Here is an 18,890-nt window from a genome sequence, read left to right on the forward strand (position 1 = left end):
CCCGCCGAAAAATAGCCGGGAATTGTACCTGAAGGAAGACTGGGGCGTCACGTCAAGTGGCGACGCTGCGTGTCGGGATTCAGGCGACAAGCACAAAAAAGGGCGGTCGCGCCGCCCTTTTCCGTACCTGTTACTCCGGCGAGTGTTATTCAGCCAGTTTGAAGGTGATGAAGCTTGCACGGCCCTGACGCAGAACGCGCATGGACACAGAGCGATTCTTCGGAAGATCCTTGGCGATATCGGTGAAGTTCTTCGCCGACGCAATGGACTGGTTGTTCAGGTGAGTGATGACATCACCCGGCTGCAGACCGATCAAGGCCGCAGGACCATCCTGAACATCCTTGATGACCACGCCCCCCTTGAGTTCCAAGGTTTTCTTCTGCTCGGCGGTCAGGTCAACCACGGAAACACCCAGGCGGTTACTGTTGCGCTCGACGCCGGGCGCCGAATCACCCATTTCCTGGCCTTCTTCCGGCAGTGCGCCAACGGTCACGGTCAGGGTCTTGCGCTTGCCGTCACGGATTACTTCCAGGTCGGCCTTGGTGCCGTCCTTGAGGTTACCGATCAGGTGCGGCAAGTCGGCCGACATGACGATAGGCTGGCCGTTGGCGCTAAGAATCACGTCACCGACCTGCAGGCCACCCTTGGCCGCCGGACCATCTTCCAGGACCTGGGCAACCAGGGCACCGGCAGGCTTGTCCAGACCGAAGGACTCAGCCAGGTCTTTGCTGACTTCCTGAATCACCACACCCAGCCAACCGCGATTGACCTTGCCGCTGGCCTTGAGCTGATTGGCCACATCCATTGCCACGTCGATCGGAATCGCGAACGACAAGCCCATGAAGCCGCCGGAACGGGTGAAGATCTGCGAGTTGATACCGACGACTTCTCCCGCCATGTTGAACAGCGGACCACCGGAGTTACCGGGGTTGATCGCCACGTCGGTCTGGATGAACGGTACATAGGTGTCGTTCGGCAGGCTGCGGCCCTTGGCGCTGACGATACCTTTGGTCGCAGAATGGTCGAAGCCGAAAGGCGAGCCAATGGCCAGTACCCACTCCCCGACTTTCAGCTTGTCGGAATTGCCCAGCTTGACGGTAGGCAGGTCCTTGCCGTCGATTTTCAGCACGGCTACGTCAGTGCGCGGGTCGGTGCCGACCAGTTTGGCCTTCAACTCGTTACGGTCGGACAGGCGCACGATGATCTCATCGGCACCGTCGATTACGTGGTTATTGGTCAGAATGTAACCATCTGCCGAGATAATGAAGCCCGAACCCAGGGACTGCGCCTCGCGCTGACGATCACCACCCCCGCCTTTGCCGGGAGCACGGGAGCCTGGCGGCATGCTGCGTTCGAGGAACTCACGGAGCATCGGCGGCAGGCCTTCAAGATCCGGCTGATTACCGGCGACCGAGCGCTGTGGCATTTTCTGACGGGTACTGATGTTTACAACCGCAGGCGAGGCCTGCTCCACCAGACTGGTGAAGTCCGGCAAGGCTTCTGCCTGGGCAGCGGCTACCTGCCCCAGCATCAGCAGGGCAGCAACCAGGGAAAGGTAAGATTTCAAGCGTGGTATCGACATACGGCTCCCGTTCACAACGAGGATAAGTAAGCAGTACGGACTGTAGAAGATATCCGGCAGATATCCCCTTCAGTCCGTTGAATAGACCCGAAAACAACAAAGGCCAGAGCTGCGAAGCTATGACCTATAGAAGAAAAATTCTTACGATTTTGCAACGTGAAAACATCTCCAGACATTTCAGCGTGTCGGCCCCAGGCCCTGCAAACGCTTGCCTGACGGCCACACAAGGCCAAGATGAAACCTTTTACATCTTGACCTTTCACGCCCACGTCCCGGTTATTTCTTAACCGGTTCATCGGCACTGCGCATCGACAGCGCGACGCGTTCTGCCGTGCCCAAGGGAATCTCGCCCACCACTGTGACCATTACGTCGCCCTTGGGCGTGGTCAGGCGACGAGAAACAGCTACCGTCGGTCCAAGCTGGGTACGGATATCCGTGACTGCGGCACCACTCAATGCTTCGATGAATACCGAAAAACGCGCCAGACCATCATCGTACATCATGCTGGTGACGGTGGATTTGGTCGCGGGTTCCTTGCGCACCGAGCTGTTGGTCAGTTCAAAGCCTGGCGGCAGCCAGTCCGAGCGCCAGGCCAGAGGCTTGTCTGACGTCGCGGCGCGCGCCCTGGCGGCGTCAACGGGCTTGCAATCGGCACTGGCCTGCAGCATCGCGTCGGTAGGCGTATCAAAGGTATTGAGGCCGGTGAACTGGAAACGCTCCAGCAACTGGCCCTTGTCACCCAGCAGCAGTGACTTGAGCAATAGGCCGGTCTCGTTATCGATGTGCAACTCGATACCGTAACGATGCGGATCCTTGGGTGTCAGCGTGACGATGGTTGCCGGACGGGCAGCCACTCGCGACGTTCCGGCGACCTTGAGGTCGTACCAGTTCGCCAGCTTCTTGGCATCCAGGCCATGGGCGGGAGAATCGGGCAGATTACTCACGCCATCAGCCAGCGTGCCGCTGACGCATTGAGTCACGCCATCGACACGCAGGAGTTCTTGCGCAGAGCCATCCAGTTGCAGCACGTGCTCACGGACCTTGCCGTCAGCGACGCGATGCCATATCCGATGGCTGGAGAAGCTGCCATTGCGCTCGTAGACGAACGTACCCTGGAAGCTCTGCTGCTGCTCGGCTTGCGCAAGACGCTTGAGCATGTCCTGCGCATCATCGGCATGTGCTGGGAGGACCAGCCATCCACTGAACAGCAAAGGCAATAGACGGATGGCTTGCATGATCCTCCTTAACGGTTTTCCAGACTGGCCGCACGTGCATAAGGCAGGGCGCTTTCAGTACCCTTCAACGCTGCTTGCTGAGCATGCTGGCGCAGGTAGCCTGGCAGACGCTGATCCTGCCAACCGGCCTGACCCTGCATCACACCATTGACCATCGGGCCACTGGCTTGCTCGGAGCTTTCAGTGTAGCCAGCCAGTACGGCCGGGCCTTTGACTTGTGGAACCGACAGGTTGGCAGGCTGTGGAGCCTGTTGTGCCAACTGTGCACCAGCGATGTCGTCATGATTGTACAGACGAACACCCGCCAGGACGGCAACGGTAACCGAAGCGGCTACGGCCAGGCGACCCAGGGTACGCCAAGGGCCACGACCGGGCTTGAGCGGGCTGACTTCATCGGCGATAGCGGCAGATACAGCTGCCGAAATATCCAGATGAGGAACCAGCAGCTCCTTGTGCATGGCTGCACGAGCCAGCTGATAACGCGACCATGTGGCCCGTGTATCCGCATCGTTGATGGCACTCAGTACCCGACGTAATTCCAATTCGTCCGCTTCGTTATCCATCACCGCGGACAGCGATTCCTGCAGGGCTTCACGACTCATGGCGGTTTCCTCTCTTGGCTATCGCCGCTGTCTCAGGTTTCCTGCAACAAAGGTTGCAGGGCTTTATCGATGGCTTCCCGAGCGCGAAATATGCGAGAGCGCACGGTACCCACCGGACATTCCATGACGCTGGCAATGTCCTCATAACTCAGACCATCGAATTCGCGCAAAGTTAACGCCGTACGCAAATCTTCTGGTAATAACTGGATAGTTCGATGGACAGTGCCCTCGATCTCATCCCGTAACAATGACCGCTCCGGTGACTCGATGTCCTTGAGGCCATGATCGCCGTCGTAGAACTCCGCGTCTTCAGACCGTACATCGCTATCCGGCGGCCGCCGACCGCGCGACACCAGATAGTTCTTCGCCGTGTTGATGGCGATACGGTACAGCCATGTATAGAAGGCGCTGTCACCGCGAAAATTTCCAAGTGCACGGTAGGCCTTGATAAAGGCCTCTTGTGCAACGTCCTGGGCTTCATGGGTGTCGTGCACAAACCGCACGATCAACCCGAGAATCTTGTGCTGGTATTTCAGCACGAGCAGATCAAACGCTCGCTTGTCACCGCGCTGTACGCGCTCGACCAGCTGCTGATCCTCTTCCTGGGTTAGCATGAACACTCCTCATTGAGCTTGAAGGAGTATTGCCTCAGCGATTGTTCAGGCTTGCAAACATAGACTCGGGCTCTTGGCAAAAGTTCTCCCCCTTCAAGCAAGTTTCCTGCGGACACTGATTTGGCCTGCACGAAAAACGCAGCTCGACCTAGGTCGGCTGCGTCAATAATCTTGTCGTCGAATTCGCCGGCGGTGGCTGCTTTCGAGCTCCGCGTAAAGCCGACGCTGTCCCTTTATAGGCAACCGTCTATTGAACGTGGGCACTCACGAAAAGTTCCCATGTTTTGCAGTCAGTCGTAAAAACTCAGCTGACCACCCGGACTACTCCCAGGTCATCACACGACACCAGCACTTTTCTCCTCCGGAAAAACAATATGCAGGGCGTGCCTGACTGGCGCACAATCCGAGCCCGCTGTGGCCTCACAATGCCAATAAAGCGCAGCTATTGTGCCGGTCCACCCCTACATATACTAGTGGCCGCGACTCGCGGAAATAAGAAATGAGCCAACATTTTCAGCACGACGTTCTAGTCATTGGCAGCGGTGCAGCAGGCCTCAGCCTGGCCCTGACGCTGCCGGGCCATTTGCGTGTCGCGGTATTGAGCAAGGGCGACCTCGCCAACGGCTCGACGTTCTGGGCCCAGGGCGGCGTTGCAGCGGTGCTGGACAACGCTGACACCGTGCAATCCCACGTCGAGGACACCCTCAACGCCGGTGGCGGCCTGTGCAATGAAGAAGCGGTGCGATTCACCGTCGAGCACAGCCGCGAAGCCATCCAGTGGCTGATCGACCAGGGCGTGCCCTTCACCCGGGACGACCAGTCCACGGTAGAAGACGGCGGCTTCGAGTTTCACCTGACCCGCGAGGGCGGCCACAGTCATCGACGCATCATTCACGCCGCTGATGCCACAGGTGCTGCGATCTTCAAAACCCTGCTGGCTCAGGCCCACACGCGGCCTAATATCGAATTGCTGGAACAGCGCGTCGCCGTCGATCTGATAACTGAGCGCCGCCTGGGGCTGGAAGGCGAGCGCTGCCTCGGTGCCTATGTTCTAAACCGTACCAGCGGCGAAGTCGACACCTATGGCGCGCGTTTCGTGGTGCTGGCCTCCGGTGGCGCGGCAAAAGTCTACCTCTATACCAGTAACCCGGACGGTGCCTGCGGCGACGGCATCGCTATGGCCTGGCGCTCCGGCTGCCGGGTGGCCAACCTGGAGTTCAACCAGTTCCACCCGACCTGTCTGTATCACCCCCAGGCCAAGAGCTTCCTGATCACCGAAGCCCTTCGTGGTGAAGGCGCATATCTGAAGCTGCCCAATGGCGAACGTTTCATGCAGCGCTTCGACCCCCGCGCCGAACTGGCCCCCCGGGACATCGTCGCCCGGGCCATCGACCACGAGATGAAGCGCCTGGGCATCGACTGTGTGTACCTGGATATCAGCCACAAGCCCGCCGAATTCATCAAGAGCCATTTCCCGACGGTGTATGAACGCTGCCTTGAATTCTCCATCGACATCACCCGCCAACCGATTCCGGTGGTGCCAGCCGCGCACTACACCTGTGGCGGCGTGGTAGTGGACAGCCATGGTCGTACCGACGTACCGGGCCTCTACGCCATTGGCGAGACCAGTTTCACCGGCCTGCATGGCGCCAATCGCATGGCCAGCAACTCCCTGCTGGAATGCTTCGTCTATGCCCGCTCCGCCGCCACCGACATCATCGGCCAGCTGTCGAGCGTCGAAGTGCCGCAAAGCCTGCCGGGCTGGGATGCCAGCCAGGTCACAGACTCCGACGAAGACGTGATCATCGCGCACAACTGGGACGAACTGCGGCGCTTCATGTGGGACTACGTCGGCATCGTGCGCACCAACAAGCGCCTGCAGCGCGCCCAGCACCGGGTACGCCTGCTGCTGGACGAGATTGACGAGTTCTACAGCAACTACAAGGTCAGCCGCGACCTGATCGAGCTGCGCAATCTGGCACAAGTGGCCGAGCTGATGATTCAGTCAGCCATGGAACGCAAGGAATCGCGCGGTCTGCATTACACCCTGGACTATCCGGACATGCTGCCCGAAGCGCTGGACACTATCCTGGTGCCGCCCACCTTCGCCGGCTGAACTTCAAACGCAGCCGCAGGCGCCGGTGCTCATCCGGCGCCAGGGCATCGGCCGGGATACACACACTGCGCACCCGTCCCCTGCCTGCCAGGCGGAATCGCAAGACAACCAGTAAAGGCAGGGCCAGGCTGTCGCGACGTAATTGCACCGGCCGCCAGCCCCGTTCTGCACTCCACAGCTGCCAGCCATCAGGATCGCGGCGCAGGCCGGTAAATGCCGCCGGACTGCTGAACACGATCGCTCGCGGGATCATATAAGCAGCATGCAGCAGGCAGGCGAACGCCCCGAGCACCAGGGCCCGGGGTGGAATATCAAGCCAGCACAGGGAAAAAAGCGCCAGGCACTGAGCGCCCAGATAGGCCGTCAGCAACCACCGCGAGGCGCGCCAACGGCACTGGAAGTGGTCACGTCGGCTGGACACGATCCAGAATCATGCGAACCATGCGCTGCAGCTCGGCGTCTTCCGACTCAGCGCGCTGCATGAACCAGCCGAACATATCCTGGTCTTCACAGGTCAACAGACGACGATACAGATCGCGATCGACATCATTGAGGTTCGGATAGACTTCGCGGACAAAAGGCACCAGCAGGCAATCCAGTTCGAGCATGCCGCGGCGGCTGTGCCAGTAAAGGCGATTGAGTTCGACGTCTTCGACCATGGAGGGGCTCCTCAAAATAGGTCGCGAGTATACAGCCGCACGACGCTCGCGCGAATGGCCCAATGGTCGCAGCAGTTTTCATGTACCCATAATCAACACTCGGCACTATGATGTGTCCCAGACTTTTTTCCTGCGACGAACCATGGCCGACTCAGCTTTCTTCTGCCCGCTTTCCCACGAAGGGGTTCTTGCCGTTCGCGGCGTGGACGCCAGTAAATTCCTGCAAGGCCAATTGACCTGCAATATGGACTACCTGAGCGACGCCAAGGCGACCCTCGGTGCCCGTTGCACGCAGAAAGGCCGTATGCAGTCCAGCTTCCGCATTCTGCTGCAAGGCGACGGCTGCCTGCTGGCCATGGCCAGCGAACTGCTCGAGGCGCAACTGGCCGACCTGAAAAAATATGCGGTGTTCTCCAAATCAAAACTGACCGACGAAAGTGCCGCCTGGGCTCGTTTCGGCGTTCAGGATGGTGATGGCGCCCTGGTCAGCCTGGGTCTGGAACTGCCTCACGACACCGACGCCGTCACCCGCACCCATGATCTGATCGCGATTCGCGTCTCACCCAACCGCACCGAACTCTGGGTACCGGCTGAACAGGCCGCCGAGGTGCAATCGCGCCTGGCCGCGCAGTTGGCCGAGGGCCCGCTCAACGACTGGCTGCTGGGGCAGATTCGCGCCGGGATCGGCCAGGTGTTCGGCCAGACCCGGGAAGAATTCATTCCGCAGATGATCAACCTGCAGGCCATCGGCGGCGTCAGCTTCAAGAAAGGCTGCTACACCGGCCAGGAAATCGTCGCGCGCATGCAGTACCTGGGCAAGCTCAAGCGCCGCCTGTACCGGCTGTCTCTGGAGGGGAGCGACTTGCCAGCACCAGGCGCGGCACTGTTTTCGCCGGTACATGCCAGCTCGGTGGGCAACGTGGTCATCGCAGCGCAGGGCGAGCAAGGTATCGAATTGCTGGCCGTACTCCAGGCCGATGCTGTGGAGAATGGTGATATCCGTCTCAACGCCGCCGACGGCCCGGCATTACACTTGAACGAGCTGCCATACACTCTGGACAGCAAACTCGAAACCCAGCGTTAAGCCAGCCATGGCCCCTGCCCGCCCCTGTCAGAGATCGGCGGGCATCTCACCACCCCAATGCCCAAGAGATGCAAGATGAGCAAGATGGCTGACGAGGTGCAGAGAAATTTGATCAAGGCCATCGATAGAGATGCCTTGTTCCTGCCGACCTTGCCTGAAGTAGCACTGAAGATCCGCCTTGCCGCAGAAGATACGGAAATCAGCGTCGCCGCCTTGAGTAAAGTCATTGGCAGCGATACCGCGTTGTCGGCGCGCCTGATCAAGGTTGTAAACAGTCCGCTGCTGCGCCCCAATTTCGAAGTCAGCGATGTCAATACCGCGATTACCCGGCTGGGGGTCAACTACACCTGTAATCTGGCCATCGGTCTGGTGGTGGAGCAGATGTTCCACGCCAAGTCCGGGGTGATCGAGCAGAAAATGCGGGACATCTGGAAACAGAGCCTGCAAGTGGCGGGTATCAGCTATTCACTGTGCCTGAACATTCTCAATCTCAAGCCGGATCAGGCGACACTGGCCGGCCTGATTCATCTGATCGGCGTGCTGCCGATCCTGACCTATGCCGAAGACCATTTCGAACTGCTGTCCGACCCGGTCAGCCTGAATCACGTGATCGAACGCATTCACCCGATCATCGGCGAGCGCCTGCTGCGTTCCTGGGACTTCCCCGAACATCTCGCCATGGTCCCCACGCAATACCAGAATTTCGAACGGGTTTCGGCCAGAGCCGACTATATCGATCTGGTCCAGGTCGCGACGGTGCATACCTATCGCGACACCGGGCACCCGTTCAGCCAGATTGACATCACCAGCCTGCCTGCCTTCCATGCGCTGCATCTGGACCTGGCCGGAGGCAAGCTGGCGGCGGAGATGGATGAAGCCAAGGTCATGCTCTACTGATCACACCGAGTCAGGTCAGGGCGCGGCGACGAAACTGACCCGCACCTTCAGTCCCTGTTGCTCGCCATCGTGCAGACTGATCTGAGCCAGATGCGCCCGGCAGATTTCCCCGACAATGGCCAACCCCAGGCCCGACCCGGCGCTCTGCGGGTTGCGCCGATAAAAACGCTCGAACACCCGCGCACGGTCGGCTTCCGGAATACCAGGGCCATCGTCCTCCACTTCGAGAATCCCGGGTGCATAGACCCGCAGAATCACATTACCCCCCACCGGCGTGTGTGCCAGGGCATTATCAATCAGGTTGCTCAGCAGCTCATTGAGTAGCGTCGGCTCGCCCCGCAGCCACACCGGTTCGTCGGCCTCCAGCGCCAGGGACACGCCGCGACCATAGGCCAGGGGTGCCATGGCCATGCCCAGTTCACGGGCCAGCTGGGACAGATCCAGACTCTGCGCGCCGCCCTCGGCAATCGCCCGTGCACCATTTTCGATGCGCGCCAGCGACAACAGCTGATTGGCCAGATGAGTCAGGCGATCGGTACCCTGGGCGGCGGCTTCCAGGGTCGAGCGCCAATGGCTCGGCTCCGGATCGCGCAAACCCAGTTCGACCCGTGCCTTGAGCGCGGCCAAGGGTGTGCGCAACTCATGAGAGGCATCGGCGATGAACTGCCCCTGCCGTTCGAATTGCACGCGCAGGCGCTCGGTAAAGTGGTTCAGCGCGCTGACCAACGGTCGTAATTCGTGCTGCACCTCGACCATGGGCAGGGCGCGCAGGTCATCCGGTTGGCGCTCTTCAACGGCGGTACGAATTCGTTCGAGTGGTCGCAACGCCGCGCTGACGGTAAACCAGACCAGCAACAATGCTCCTGCGCCGAGCATGCCCAGGCGCAACAGGGTATCAGCCATCAGGCTGCGGGCCATCTTCACTCGCGCCTCCTCAGTTTCCGCGACCCGGATCTCCGCCATGCCCTGCATGTCCGGCTCGCTGACCGGCTTGAGCAGGCTGACCACGCGCACGTCCTGGCCCTGATAGCGGGCGCTGTAGAAACTGGCCAGGGCCGGGTAATCGTCGGTGCGCAGGGTGCCCGGCGGCGGAGCTGGCAGGTTTTCGTAGCCGGAAATCAGCTTTTTATTGATGTCGTTGACCTGGTAGTAAATCCGCCCTTCGCTGTCGTAGGCAAAGGTATCCAGGGCAATGTAGGGTACGTCGGCACTCAGGGTGCCATCGCGTTGCGAGACCCCGGCGGCGATGGTTCGGGCCGAGGCGAGCAGAGTGCGGTCATAGGCAGTGTCGGCGGCTTCACGACCATTCCAGTAAGCGCTCAAGCCACTGGCCAGCATCAACACCGTCAACAACAGGCCCAGGTTCCACAGCAACCGCCAGCGCAGACTGTCCTGATTAAGCATCGCGACTTTCCAGCAAATAACCGAGGCCGCGGAAGGTCACGATGGCAATAGGCTGACCGTCGAGTTTCTTGCGCAGGCGATGGATATAAATCTCGATGGCATCGGCGCTGGCCTCTTCATCCAGGCCGAATACCTGGGCCGCCAGTTGCTCCTTGCTCATCACCCGCCCCGGCCGGGCGATCAACGCCTCCAGAACCGACTGCTCACGGGAGGTCAGGGTCAGCAATTCATCGCTCAGGGTGAAACGCCGGGTGTCCAGGTCATAGACCAGCACGCCGCAACGCTGCTGCCGCTCGCCACCGAGAACGCTACGTCGCAACAGAGCCTTGACCCGGGCCTCCAGCTCGGACAGCTCGAACGGCTTGGCCAGGTAATCGTCGGCGCCCAGGTTCAGGCCATGGACCCGATCCTTGACGTCGCTGCGCGCGGTCAGCATCAGCACCGGCAGGTTCTGGCCACGGCTGCGCAGGCGGGCGAGCACCTCGAAACCGTCCAGGCGCGGCAGGCCGACATCGAGAATCGCCACGGCATATTGTTCACTGCTCAAGGCCAGATCGGCGGCGACGCCATCGTGCAGCACATCGACGGTCAGGCCGGCGCCCTTGAGCGCCTGGGCCACGCTGTCGGCCAGTTGCAGATGGTCTTCGACGAGAAGAACACGCATCGACGTCTCCTGTTTTATAGGGTTGTAGGGGGAGATGGTGGCGGAGTTTACAGCCGAGCCCCGGCCTGTGAAGCCCTGCGGTAAGTAAAAGCGGATTCAGGGCGATTGCAAGGTAACTGAAAGGTTTGCGAAAGCTTCGCCGCTTAACATGAAGAAACAGAAGGTGCCGCAGATGCGCTTTCGTTAATAAAAACAATAAACGGAGTTATCAAATGATGCAGATCCTGCAATCTCGTCCCCGCTCATCCGTGCCAACCTCATGCCTTGCGCGCCTCATTCAGACCGCCACCCTGGCCGCCGGCTGCCTGCTGGTCGCGACTCAGCTGTCCGCTGCCGAACCCAAACGTCCTGAATGCATTGCCCCGGCTGCCCCTGGTGGCGGCTTCGACCTGACCTGCAAGCTGGCGCAAAGCGCACTGGTCAACGAGAAAATCCTGACCAAGCCCATGCGTGTGACCTACATGCCCGGCGGCGTCGGTGCCGTGGCCTATAACGCCGTGGTCGCCCAGCGCCCGGCCGATGCCGGTACCCTGGTCGCCTGGTCCAGCGGTTCGCTGCTCAACCTGGCCCAGGGCAAGTTCGGTCGTTTCGATGAAAACGCCGTACGCTGGCTGGCCGCCGTCGGCACCAGCTATGGCGCCATCGCAGTGAAAAGCGACTCGCCGTACAAAAACCTCGACGATCTGGTCAAGGCCCTCAAGGCCGACCCGAGCAAAGTCGTGATCGGCTCCGGCGGCACCGTCGGCAGCCAGGACTGGATGCAGACCGCACTGATCGCCAAGGCCGCAGGAATCAACCCGCGTGACCTGCGCTACGTCGCCCTGGAAGGCGGCGGTGAAATCGTCACTGCCCTGCTCGGTGGTCACATCCAGGTCGGCAGCACAGACATTTCCGACTCCATGCCGCACATTCTCAGTGGTGACATGCGCCTGCTGGCCGTGTTCTCCGAGAAACGCCTGGAAGAGCCGGAAATGAAGAATATTCCTACCGCCAGGGAACAGGGCTACGACATCGTCTGGCCTGTAGTACGCGGCTTCTACCTCGGCCCGAAAGTGACCGACGAAGAGTACGACTGGTGGAAGGCATCGTTCGACAAGCTGTTGGCTTCGGAAGATTTCGCCAAGCTGCGCGACCAGCGTGAATTGTTCCCTTTCGCCATGACCGGCCAGGAACTGGACACCTACGTCAAGAAGCAGGTCGCCGAGTACAAGAGCCTGGCCAAGGAATTTGGTCTGATCCAATAACGGCGCAGAACCCTGGTGGAACCGGCCTTAGCCGGGAAGACGCATTCCCGGCTGAAGCCGGTCCCACATGAGTGTTTATTTTGCGACAGCGCGGCGGTTCATACTGCGCAACGGAGTCCCCATGGTCCTGCAAAGAATCTTCACCGGCGCCCTGCTGCTGGTGTGCATTGCCCTGGCCGTCATGGCCTGGCCCTATAAAGCGTCGTTTTCCTACGAACCCGTCGGCCCGCGGGCCTTCCCCCTGCTGATGCTCGGGCTGATGGGCCTGGCGCTGCTGTACCAACTGATTCGCCCTACGCCCATCGTCCATAGTGAAGACGAGCCTGCGCTGGACCGCGAGACCCTGAGCAAGATCGGCATCTGTGTCGTCCTGTTGCTGGTTTTCGCCGGCCTGTTCGAACCCCTGGGCTTCATTCTCAGCAGCATCCTGATCGGCATTCCCATGGCCCGCCTGTATGGCGGCAAATGGCTGGCGAGTACAGTCGTGGTGATCTTCATGAGCATCGCCCTGTACCTGCTGTTCGACAAAGCCATGGATGTTCCATTGCCCCTGGGCGTGCTCGAATTCCTGGAGAATTAATGTGGATACTTTCGGCTATCTCGGCCAAGGCTTCGGCGTTGCGCTGACCCCTTACAACCTCATCACCGCCCTGTGCGGCACCCTGATCGGTACGGTGGTCGGCCTGCTGCCGGGCCTGGGCCCGATCAACGGCGTCGCCCTGCTGATCCCCATCGCCTTCGCCCTCGGCCTGCCGCCAGAGTCGGCGTTGATCCTGCTGTCAGCGGTCTACCTTGGTTGCGAATACGGCGGGCGGATCAGCTCGATCCTGCTGAACATTCCCGGCGAAGCTTCGACAGTCATGACGACTCTGGACGGCTATCCCATGGCTCGTCAGGGCCTGGCAGGCGTAGCGCTGTCGTTGTCGGCCTGGAGCTCGTTCATCGGCGCGCTGATCGCCACCTGCGGTATGGTCCTGTTCGCGCCATTGCTGGCGAAATGGGCGATTGCCTTCGGTCCGGCGGAATACTTCGTACTGATGGTGTTCGCCATTGTCTGCCTCGGCGGCATGGCCGGTAACCGTCCGCTGAAGACCTTCATCGCGGCGTTGATCGGCCTGTTCCTGTCGAGTATCGGCATCGATGCCAACAGCGGTGTCTACCGCTTCACCGGTGACAGCGTGCACCTGGCTGACGGTATTCAATTCGTCGTCCTGGTACTGGGCCTGTTCTCCATCAGCGAAATTCTCCTGCTGCTGGAGAAAACCCATCACGGCCAGGAGGCGGTCAAAGCCACCGGGCGCATGATGTTCAACATCAAGGAAGCGTCTTCGGTATTTGTGGTCAACCTGCGCTGCGGCCTGCTCGGCTTCATCATGGGCGTACTGCCGGGTGCCGGCGCGACCCTGGCCAGTGCCGTGGCCTACATGACCGAGAAACGCCTGGCGGGCAAATCCGGCAAGTTCGGCCAGGGCGACATGCGCGGCCTCGCCGCTCCGGAAACGGCCATTGGCGGCGCAGCTTGCGGTGCCCTGGTGCCGATGTTGACTCTCGGCGTGCCAGGTTCCGGCACCACGGCAGTGATGATCGGCGCCCTGTCGCTGTACAACATCACCCCTGGCCCGATGTTGTTCCAGCAGCAACCGGATATCGTCTGGGGCCTGATCGCCTCGCTGTTCATCGCCAACGTCATGCTGGTGATCCTCAATATCCCGATGATCCGCGTGTTCACTCGCATCCTCGCGGTGCCGAACTGGGCACTGGTGCCGGTCATCGCGATCATCACCGGGATCGGCGTCTACGCCGTGCACGCCACCACCTTCGATCTGTTCATGATGGTCGGCATCGGTATCTTCGGTTACATCCTGCGCAAGCTGGACTTCCCGCTGTCGCCAATTCTGCTGGGCTTTATCCTCGGCGGCCTGATGGAACAGAACCTGCGTCGCGCGCTGTCGATCTCCAACGGCGCCCTGGAGATTCTCTGGTCCAGCCCGATCACCCTGAGCGTCTGGGTGCTGACGGCCATCATGCTGCTAATGCCAGTGGTGCGTATCTGGCGCATGCGTTCGGCAAGGGCTGCTGACGCATTGAAAAATGTCTGACAGGCCACTCAAACTCTGGCTGGCCACCCCGCTGGTCGGCCTGGTTGGCGGTTATCTTGCCAGCCAGGTCGGCTGGCCATTGCCCTGGATGATCGGCTCGCTGCTGGCAATCATCCTGGTACGTTGCCTGACCCCCTGGCAACTGGCGGAAATCCCCGGCGGCCGTAAATGCGGACAATGGATTGTCGGCATCGGTATCGGCCTGCACTTCACTCCGGTGGTGATGGAACAAGTACTGGCCCACTTCGGCCTGATCTTCTTTGGCGCGTTGGTGACCAGTGTTTCCAGCGTGGTCGGCGTCTGGCTGATGCGCCGTACCGGTGAAGACCGCGCCACCGCGTTCTTTTCCAGCATGCCTGGCGGCTCGGGGGAGATGGTCAACCTCGGCGCACGCAATGGCGCACAACTAAGCAGCGTCGCCGCCGCCCAGAGCCTGCGGGTACTGGCTGTGGTCCTGTGCGTCCCGGCCATCTTCAAATACCTGCTGGGCAATGGCGCACCGAACGCGCAGACGGGCACGGTAGATTGGGCCTGGCTCATGCTGCTGTTCCCGGCAGGCGCCTTGCTGGCGTGGGGCTGGCAACGCCTGAAACAACCCAACCCCTGGCTGTTCGGCCCATTGCTGCTCAGCGCTGCGGTCAGCATTGCCTGGAACCTGCACATCGCCCTGCCACACGGCGGCAGCCAGATTGGCCAATGGCTGATCGGCAGCGGCCTGGGCTGTCACTTCAACCGCTCGTTCTTCCGCCGTGCGCCATCGTTCATGGCGCGCACCCTGCTGGGTACCGCCCTGACCATGATCATCGCCGCCCTCGCCGCCCTGGCCCTCAGCGCCATGACCCATCTGGACCTGCGCTCGCTGACCCTGGGCATGATGCCCGGCGGTATTGCCGAAATGAGCCTGACGGCGGAGGTACTGCAACTGTCGGTGCCACTGGTGACGGCAATGCAGGTCATGCGTCTGCTGTTCGTGCTGTTTCTGGCAGAACCGTTGTTTCGTTACTGGGACCGCAATCCGCATTGAAATCCGCCAGACAGTAAAGCGTCGAAGACTCTCGACACAGTCTTCGACGCTGGTTGTCGTCGATCAGATTTCTTTAAATGAACACGCTCCGTCAACTTTGCTGGTGCACTCAAACGTCACAATTCCGAAGCCCGACTCATATCGCTTCCATTGCGCCTTGTTCACCAACTCGACATAGCGATCTTTCTGTTCTGGGCGATAACGAAGGTCTACATGATCACCACTCTCGGTCAGATAGGCACACTTATTCATCAGGCCTTTGGACTCATCGTCGCTCACCGGATAGAATGTACCAATTTCAAAGGACTTTATCGCCGTCGGCTTCCCAACCGACGACACCCCCAGCCATTCACCTTCGCCGCTCTGCGTCGACGCCGAGTAAATCCCCTGTTCATGCTTTATCGCCCCAACAGAGGGACAATACTCAACTGCAGAACCCCAACTCGACATGGAAACAAACGACAACGCCACAACAGCAAGAACTTTAATCTTCATAGAAACTTCCACCAAAAAATAGGCTTTTTAATATTCGCAAGACCATGACAACATTTACGAATGTTTTTGCCCTGACGAATAAACCCGATAGTAGATAGCTCTTTAATTACTCACAACCGACAGGCTATGTAGTACCTTTCCCATAACGAAATAAAAAACATAGTTAGTTACACTAACCGACACTCAACAAGTAAAAAATCGAAACAGTGCCTTGCCATGCCCGTGGAAACACGGGTATGGCAAGGGGAAAATGACTGAATAAAACTGCGACAATTATTACAGCCGCTGCGATATGCACAGGCCGGTGCATTGACCTCACACCGGCGGCAAACGCCAGTCAATCGGCGTCATGCCGTTCTGCTCCAGATAAGTATTGGCCCGGCCGAAATGCCCGCAACCGAGAAAGCCCTTGTAGGCCGACAGCGGTGACGGGTGCACCGAGGTCAGGACCAGGTGCTTGGTGGCGTCGACCAGTTTGCGCTTGCCCTGGGCATGAGCGCCCCACAGCAGGAACACCAGATGCGGCTGGTGGGCGCTGACCACTTCGATCACCTTGTCGGTGAAATGCTGCCAGCCTCGACCGGCATGGGATGCGGCATTGGCGCGCTCGACAGTCAGAGTCGTATTGAGCATCAGCACGCCCTGATCGGCCCAGGATTGCAGGTGGCCGTGGTTGGGAATATCGATATTCAGGTCGCGCTTGAGCTCTTTATAGATATTGACCAGCGATGGCGGCGCAGGCACCCCCGGCTGTACCGAAAAGCACAGGCCATGGGCCTGGCCCGGGCCGTGATAGGGGTCCTGGCCGAGGATCACCACCTTGACCTGATCCAGCGGCGTGGAATTGAGGGCGTTGAAAATCAACGGCCCCGGCGGGTAGATCTCCTTGCCCGCAGCGTGCTCCTGGCGCAGAAACTCGCGCAACTCGGCCATGTAAGGTTTGTCGAACTCTTCACGCAGTGCTTGCTTCCAGCTGGGTTCGAGTTTGATACGGTCGTCGCTGGTCATGGTGGCATCCCTGAAACAATGGGCGCACCCTAGAAAACACAGGCGCCAATGTCAAATGCCCGGCAATAAAGCAGTCATTTCCTACACTCAGATGCAAATAGCCCATTCGCTTTCGGCTATCCGTATCGTTTCGATGAGGTCACGATGAATCTGCAATTCGAAGAAATACCCACCCAGGACGACGCCCGTATCGGCATCGCTACCCTGGACGCCGAGCCATCGCTCAATGCCCTGTCCCTGCCCATGCTGATCAGCCTTCAGGAACGCCTGGACCACTGGGCCGGCGATCCGCAAATCGTCTGCGTATTGCTGCGCGGCAATGGCACCAAGGCTTTCTGTGCCGGCGGCGATGTGCGCAGCCTGATCCAGGCCGGGCGCACTCATCCCGGCGAAGTGCCCCCCCTGGCCGCACACTTTTTCGCGACCGAATACCGTCTGGACTACAGCCTGCACACCTACCCCAAACCGCTGTTCTGCTGGGGCCACGGCTATGTATTGGGCGGCGGCATGGGCCTGCTGCAGGGCGCCAATGTGCGTATCGTTACCCCGAGCAGCCGCCTGGGCATGCCGGAAATCAGCATCGGTCTGTACCCGGACGTCGGCGCCAGTTGGTTCCTCTCGCGTCTGCCCGGCAAGCTCGGCCTGTTTCTCGGCCTGACCGGCGCCCTGATCAACGCCAGGGATGCCCTTGACCTGGGGCTGGCCGACCGCTTCATGCTCGACGAGCAACAGGACGCCCTGATCGACGGCCTGCAACAATTGAACTGGCAGGAACAGACCGATATCCAGCTCAACAGCCTGCTCAAGGCACTGCAACAGGAAGCCATCGGCCACCTGCCTGCTGCGCAATGGCTACCGCGCCGGGAGCGCCTGGATGAATGCCTGGACGTGGGTAACCTGCTCGGTGCATGGAATGCCATCAGCCTGCTGCAACACAGCGACGACCCGCTGCTGGTGAAGGCGGCGAAAACCCTGTTCGACGGCTGCCCGTTGACGGCTCATCTGGTCTGGGAACAAATCGCCCGGGCCCGCAACAAATCCCTGGCCGAAGTGCTGCAGATGGAATACGCCATGAGCCTCAACTGCTGCCGCCACCCGGAATTCGCCGAAGGCGTACGCGCGCGCCTGATCGACAAGGACCACAAGCCGCACTGGCACTGGCCGGATGTCGGCAGCGTGCCACTGGCGGTGATCGATGCGCATTTCAGCAAGGCATGGGAAGGACGACATCCATTGGCGGATTTGACGGAGTATTAACGAATACCCTGGCTTGAAGCGGACTGTGGAACCGGCTTTAGCCGGGAAGGCATCAGCACAGCCAATACAACCCCAGCGTCTGAAACAGCGTCTTCCCGGCTAAAGCCGGTCCCACAAAAATGAAAAGAGCTGAGGTCCGAAAACGCTCAGCTCAATTGATTATGCAGGCAACGGGGCTCAGCGATTGCCGCCCCCCGGCCCACCATGTCCACCCCGCCCCTGGTGCCCAGGGCCGTCGGACTCATGCCCGCGGCCGCTGTAGTTGTCATCGCGATTGGGCGATGGACGATATTGCGGCGGCGGAGGTGCTGGCGGGCGGCCAGGGTTGCCCTGGAAGTGTCCACCGCCTCCACCGCCTCCGCCCCAGTTACCGCCACCGCCACCACCGCCATTCCAGCCCCGATCAGGGCGCGGCTGATAGTAACGGGGTGGCGGGGGTGCCTGGTAATAACGCGGCCCCGGCGAGTAGTAGCGACGCGAAGGTTCTACGTAGATGCGCTCCTGCCGATAAGGGCTGTAATAGCCGCCGTCATAGACCGCGCCGCCATAGACGGGTTGAGAGTAGGTTTCGGATGGGTAGTAGCCGTCTGAGTAGCAACCGGCCAGAGACGAAGCCAGCAAGGCAATAAGCAAGGGTCGTCGATACATGGCGGCCTCCTGGACCGCGATAGAGCACACACCAGCGACGCTGGCGGGCGTTCGCCATAATCTGGCGGACATGAAATAAGACCGGCTAACTGCTATCAAGTGCCACTCACCTTAAACAAAGTTTAATAATTCCGACGACCTGCAACGGTGCGCACACGCACCATTTCAACGCAACCATCGCCCTTCTTCTTATTCTGACGATCCCGTCATAGCCCGGAAAACGGCGCTTGTAGCGACTTGGCACAACTCTCGCTTAG

The 18,890-nt window shown here is 60.1% G+C and carries 19 protein-coding genes; 8 read left to right on the forward strand and 11 right to left on the reverse strand.

Annotated features, from left to right (window positions below; all coding sequences use genetic code 11):
- Positions 1 to 145: 145 nt before the first annotated feature.
- The 4 genes from ACCD02_RS13420 to rpoE form a co-directional block, all read right to left on the reverse strand.
- Positions 146 to 1,582, reverse strand: coding sequence for a DegQ family serine endoprotease (locus ACCD02_RS13420; RefSeq protein WP_413302276.1), 1,437 nt, complete (start codon positions 1,580 to 1,582; stop codon positions 146 to 148).
- Positions 1,583 to 1,858: 276 nt separating this feature from the next.
- Complete coding sequence (locus tag ACCD02_RS13425; protein WP_413302279.1) at positions 1,859 to 2,818, reverse strand: MucB/RseB C-terminal domain-containing protein; 960 nt, start codon at positions 2,816 to 2,818, stop codon at positions 1,859 to 1,861.
- Between the two features lie 8 nt (positions 2,819 to 2,826).
- Positions 2,827 to 3,420, reverse strand: a complete 594-nt coding sequence (locus ACCD02_RS13430) for a sigma-E factor negative regulatory protein (RefSeq protein WP_413302281.1) — start codon at positions 3,418 to 3,420, stop codon at positions 2,827 to 2,829.
- Positions 3,421 to 3,452: 32 nt separating this feature from the next.
- Complete coding sequence (rpoE, locus tag ACCD02_RS13435) at positions 3,453 to 4,034, reverse strand: RNA polymerase sigma factor RpoE (RefSeq protein WP_259098605.1); 582 nt, start codon at positions 4,032 to 4,034, stop codon at positions 3,453 to 3,455.
- A gap of 499 nt (positions 4,035 to 4,533) precedes the next feature.
- Here rpoE and nadB point away from each other — a divergent pair, with 499 nt between their 5' ends.
- Positions 4,534 to 6,150, forward strand: coding sequence for an L-aspartate oxidase (gene nadB / locus ACCD02_RS13440; protein ID WP_413302284.1), 1,617 nt, complete (start codon positions 4,534 to 4,536; stop codon positions 6,148 to 6,150).
- On the opposite strand, the gene ACCD02_RS13445 is transcribed toward nadB, so the two are convergent.
- Positions 6,119 to 6,571, reverse strand: a complete 453-nt coding sequence (locus ACCD02_RS13445; RefSeq protein ID WP_413302287.1) for a protein YgfX — start codon at positions 6,569 to 6,571, stop codon at positions 6,119 to 6,121. The genes nadB and ACCD02_RS13445 overlap by 32 nt on opposite strands.
- Positions 6,555 to 6,809 carry a succinate dehydrogenase assembly factor 2 gene (locus ACCD02_RS13450; RefSeq protein ID WP_413302290.1) on the reverse strand — a complete coding sequence of 85 codons (255 nt, stop codon included), beginning with the start codon at positions 6,807 to 6,809 and terminating at the stop codon, positions 6,555 to 6,557. The genes ACCD02_RS13445 and ACCD02_RS13450 overlap by 17 nt, the downstream gene beginning before the upstream one ends.
- Before the next feature lie 142 nt (positions 6,810 to 6,951).
- Here ACCD02_RS13450 and ACCD02_RS13455 point away from each other — a divergent pair, with 142 nt between their 5' ends.
- Both ACCD02_RS13455 and ACCD02_RS13460 read left to right on the forward strand, forming a co-directional pair.
- Positions 6,952 to 7,893 (forward strand): YgfZ/GcvT domain-containing protein, encoded by a 942-nt coding sequence (locus ACCD02_RS13455; protein ID WP_413302293.1) that lies wholly within the window; start codon positions 6,952 to 6,954, stop codon positions 7,891 to 7,893.
- Between the two features lie 75 nt (positions 7,894 to 7,968).
- Positions 7,969 to 8,790, forward strand: coding sequence for an HDOD domain-containing protein (locus ACCD02_RS13460; RefSeq protein ID WP_413302296.1), 822 nt, complete (start codon positions 7,969 to 7,971; stop codon positions 8,788 to 8,790).
- A 15-nt stretch (positions 8,791 to 8,805) separates the two neighbouring features.
- On the opposite strand, the gene ACCD02_RS13465 is transcribed toward ACCD02_RS13460, so the two are convergent.
- Positions 8,806 to 10,194, reverse strand: a complete 1,389-nt coding sequence (locus ACCD02_RS13465; protein WP_413302298.1) for a sensor histidine kinase — start codon at positions 10,192 to 10,194, stop codon at positions 8,806 to 8,808.
- Complete coding sequence (locus tag ACCD02_RS13470; RefSeq protein ID WP_413302300.1) at positions 10,187 to 10,858, reverse strand: response regulator; 672 nt, start codon at positions 10,856 to 10,858, stop codon at positions 10,187 to 10,189. Before ACCD02_RS13470 ends, ACCD02_RS13465 begins: the two co-directional genes overlap by 8 nt.
- Before the next feature lie 215 nt (positions 10,859 to 11,073).
- On the opposite strand from ACCD02_RS13470, the gene ACCD02_RS13475 reads away from it, so the two are divergent.
- The 4 genes from ACCD02_RS13475 (at position 11,074) to ACCD02_RS13490 (ending at position 15,225) form a co-directional block, all read left to right on the forward strand.
- The gene (locus ACCD02_RS13475) at positions 11,074 to 12,102 is read left to right on the forward strand and encodes a Bug family tripartite tricarboxylate transporter substrate binding protein (protein WP_413302471.1); all 1,029 of its coding nucleotides are present in this window, start codon (positions 11,074 to 11,076) and stop codon (positions 12,100 to 12,102) included.
- A gap of 121 nt (positions 12,103 to 12,223) precedes the next feature.
- Positions 12,224 to 12,682, forward strand: coding sequence for a tripartite tricarboxylate transporter TctB family protein (locus ACCD02_RS13480; RefSeq protein WP_413302303.1), 459 nt, complete (start codon positions 12,224 to 12,226; stop codon positions 12,680 to 12,682).
- A 1-nt stretch (position 12,683) separates the two neighbouring features.
- Entirely contained in the window at positions 12,684 to 14,201 is a 1,518-nt protein-coding gene (locus ACCD02_RS13485; protein ID WP_413302306.1) for a tripartite tricarboxylate transporter permease, read from the forward strand.
- On the forward strand, positions 14,194 to 15,225 hold the full coding sequence (locus tag ACCD02_RS13490; RefSeq protein ID WP_413302309.1) for an AbrB family transcriptional regulator: 1,032 nt from the start codon (positions 14,194 to 14,196) through the stop codon (positions 15,223 to 15,225). Before ACCD02_RS13485 ends, ACCD02_RS13490 begins: the two co-directional genes overlap by 8 nt.
- Before the next feature lie 63 nt (positions 15,226 to 15,288).
- On the opposite strand, the gene ACCD02_RS13495 is transcribed toward ACCD02_RS13490, so the two are convergent.
- Positions 15,289 to 15,720 carry a DUF3757 domain-containing protein gene (locus ACCD02_RS13495; protein WP_413302311.1) on the reverse strand — a complete coding sequence of 144 codons (432 nt, stop codon included), beginning with the start codon at positions 15,718 to 15,720 and terminating at the stop codon, positions 15,289 to 15,291.
- 315 nt (positions 15,721 to 16,035) lie between these two features.
- Positions 16,036 to 16,728, reverse strand: coding sequence for a uracil-DNA glycosylase (ung, locus tag ACCD02_RS13500; protein WP_413302314.1), 693 nt, complete (start codon positions 16,726 to 16,728; stop codon positions 16,036 to 16,038).
- A gap of 144 nt (positions 16,729 to 16,872) precedes the next feature.
- Here ung and ACCD02_RS13505 point away from each other — a divergent pair, with 144 nt between their 5' ends.
- The gene (locus ACCD02_RS13505) at positions 16,873 to 17,985 is read left to right on the forward strand and encodes an enoyl-CoA hydratase/isomerase family protein (RefSeq protein ID WP_413302316.1); all 1,113 of its coding nucleotides are present in this window, start codon (positions 16,873 to 16,875) and stop codon (positions 17,983 to 17,985) included.
- 177 nt (positions 17,986 to 18,162) lie between these two features.
- Here the strand turns inward: ACCD02_RS13505 and ACCD02_RS13510 are convergent, their stop codons facing one another.
- On the reverse strand, positions 18,163 to 18,633 hold the full coding sequence (locus tag ACCD02_RS13510) for a hypothetical protein (RefSeq protein ID WP_413302319.1): 471 nt from the start codon (positions 18,631 to 18,633) through the stop codon (positions 18,163 to 18,165).
- Between the last annotated feature and the right edge of the window lie 257 nt (positions 18,634 to 18,890).

Origin of the sequence: Pseudomonas sp. Pseusp88, from assembly GCF_047303955.1 — a bacterium.
GTDB lineage: Bacteria > Pseudomonadota > Gammaproteobacteria > Pseudomonadales > Pseudomonadaceae > Aquipseudomonas.

What these genes read in the sequence shown, in the direction of transcription:
- ACCD02_RS13455 (WP_413302293.1), top strand. Translation starts at nt 6,952, where the DNA reads ATGGCCGACTCAGCTTTCTTCTGCCCGCTTTCCCACGAAGGGGTTCTT.
- ACCD02_RS13425 (WP_413302279.1), bottom strand. Translation starts at nt 2,818, where the DNA reads ATGCAAGCCATCCGTCTATTGCCTTTGCTGTTCAGTGGATGGCTGGTC.
- ACCD02_RS13480 (WP_413302303.1), top strand. Translation starts at nt 12,224, where the DNA reads ATGGTCCTGCAAAGAATCTTCACCGGCGCCCTGCTGCTGGTGTGCATT.
- ACCD02_RS13430 (WP_413302281.1), bottom strand. Translation starts at nt 3,420, where the DNA reads ATGAGTCGTGAAGCCCTGCAGGAATCGCTGTCCGCGGTGATGGATAAC.
- ACCD02_RS13475 (WP_413302471.1), top strand. Translation starts at nt 11,074, where the DNA reads ATGCAGATCCTGCAATCTCGTCCCCGCTCATCCGTGCCAACCTCATGC.
- ACCD02_RS13490 (WP_413302309.1), top strand. Translation starts at nt 14,194, where the DNA reads ATGTCTGACAGGCCACTCAAACTCTGGCTGGCCACCCCGCTGGTCGGC.
- ACCD02_RS13505 (WP_413302316.1), top strand. Translation starts at nt 16,873, where the DNA reads ATGAATCTGCAATTCGAAGAAATACCCACCCAGGACGACGCCCGTATC.
- ung (WP_413302314.1), bottom strand. Translation starts at nt 16,728, where the DNA reads ATGACCAGCGACGACCGTATCAAACTCGAACCCAGCTGGAAGCAAGCA.
- ACCD02_RS13510 (WP_413302319.1), bottom strand. Translation starts at nt 18,633, where the DNA reads ATGTATCGACGACCCTTGCTTATTGCCTTGCTGGCTTCGTCTCTGGCC.
- ACCD02_RS13470 (WP_413302300.1), bottom strand. Translation starts at nt 10,858, where the DNA reads ATGCGTGTTCTTCTCGTCGAAGACCATCTGCAACTGGCCGACAGCGTG.
- nadB (WP_413302284.1), top strand. Translation starts at nt 4,534, where the DNA reads ATGAGCCAACATTTTCAGCACGACGTTCTAGTCATTGGCAGCGGTGCA.
- ACCD02_RS13420 (WP_413302276.1), bottom strand. Translation starts at nt 1,582, where the DNA reads ATGTCGATACCACGCTTGAAATCTTACCTTTCCCTGGTTGCTGCCCTG.
- ACCD02_RS13495 (WP_413302311.1), bottom strand. Translation starts at nt 15,720, where the DNA reads ATGAAGATTAAAGTTCTTGCTGTTGTGGCGTTGTCGTTTGTTTCCATG.
- ACCD02_RS13450 (WP_413302290.1), bottom strand. Translation starts at nt 6,809, where the DNA reads ATGGTCGAAGACGTCGAACTCAATCGCCTTTACTGGCACAGCCGCCGC.
- rpoE (WP_259098605.1), bottom strand. Translation starts at nt 4,034, where the DNA reads ATGCTAACCCAGGAAGAGGATCAGCAGCTGGTCGAGCGCGTACAGCGC.
- ACCD02_RS13465 (WP_413302298.1), bottom strand. Translation starts at nt 10,194, where the DNA reads ATGCTTAATCAGGACAGTCTGCGCTGGCGGTTGCTGTGGAACCTGGGC.
- ACCD02_RS13460 (WP_413302296.1), top strand. Translation starts at nt 7,969, where the DNA reads ATGAGCAAGATGGCTGACGAGGTGCAGAGAAATTTGATCAAGGCCATC.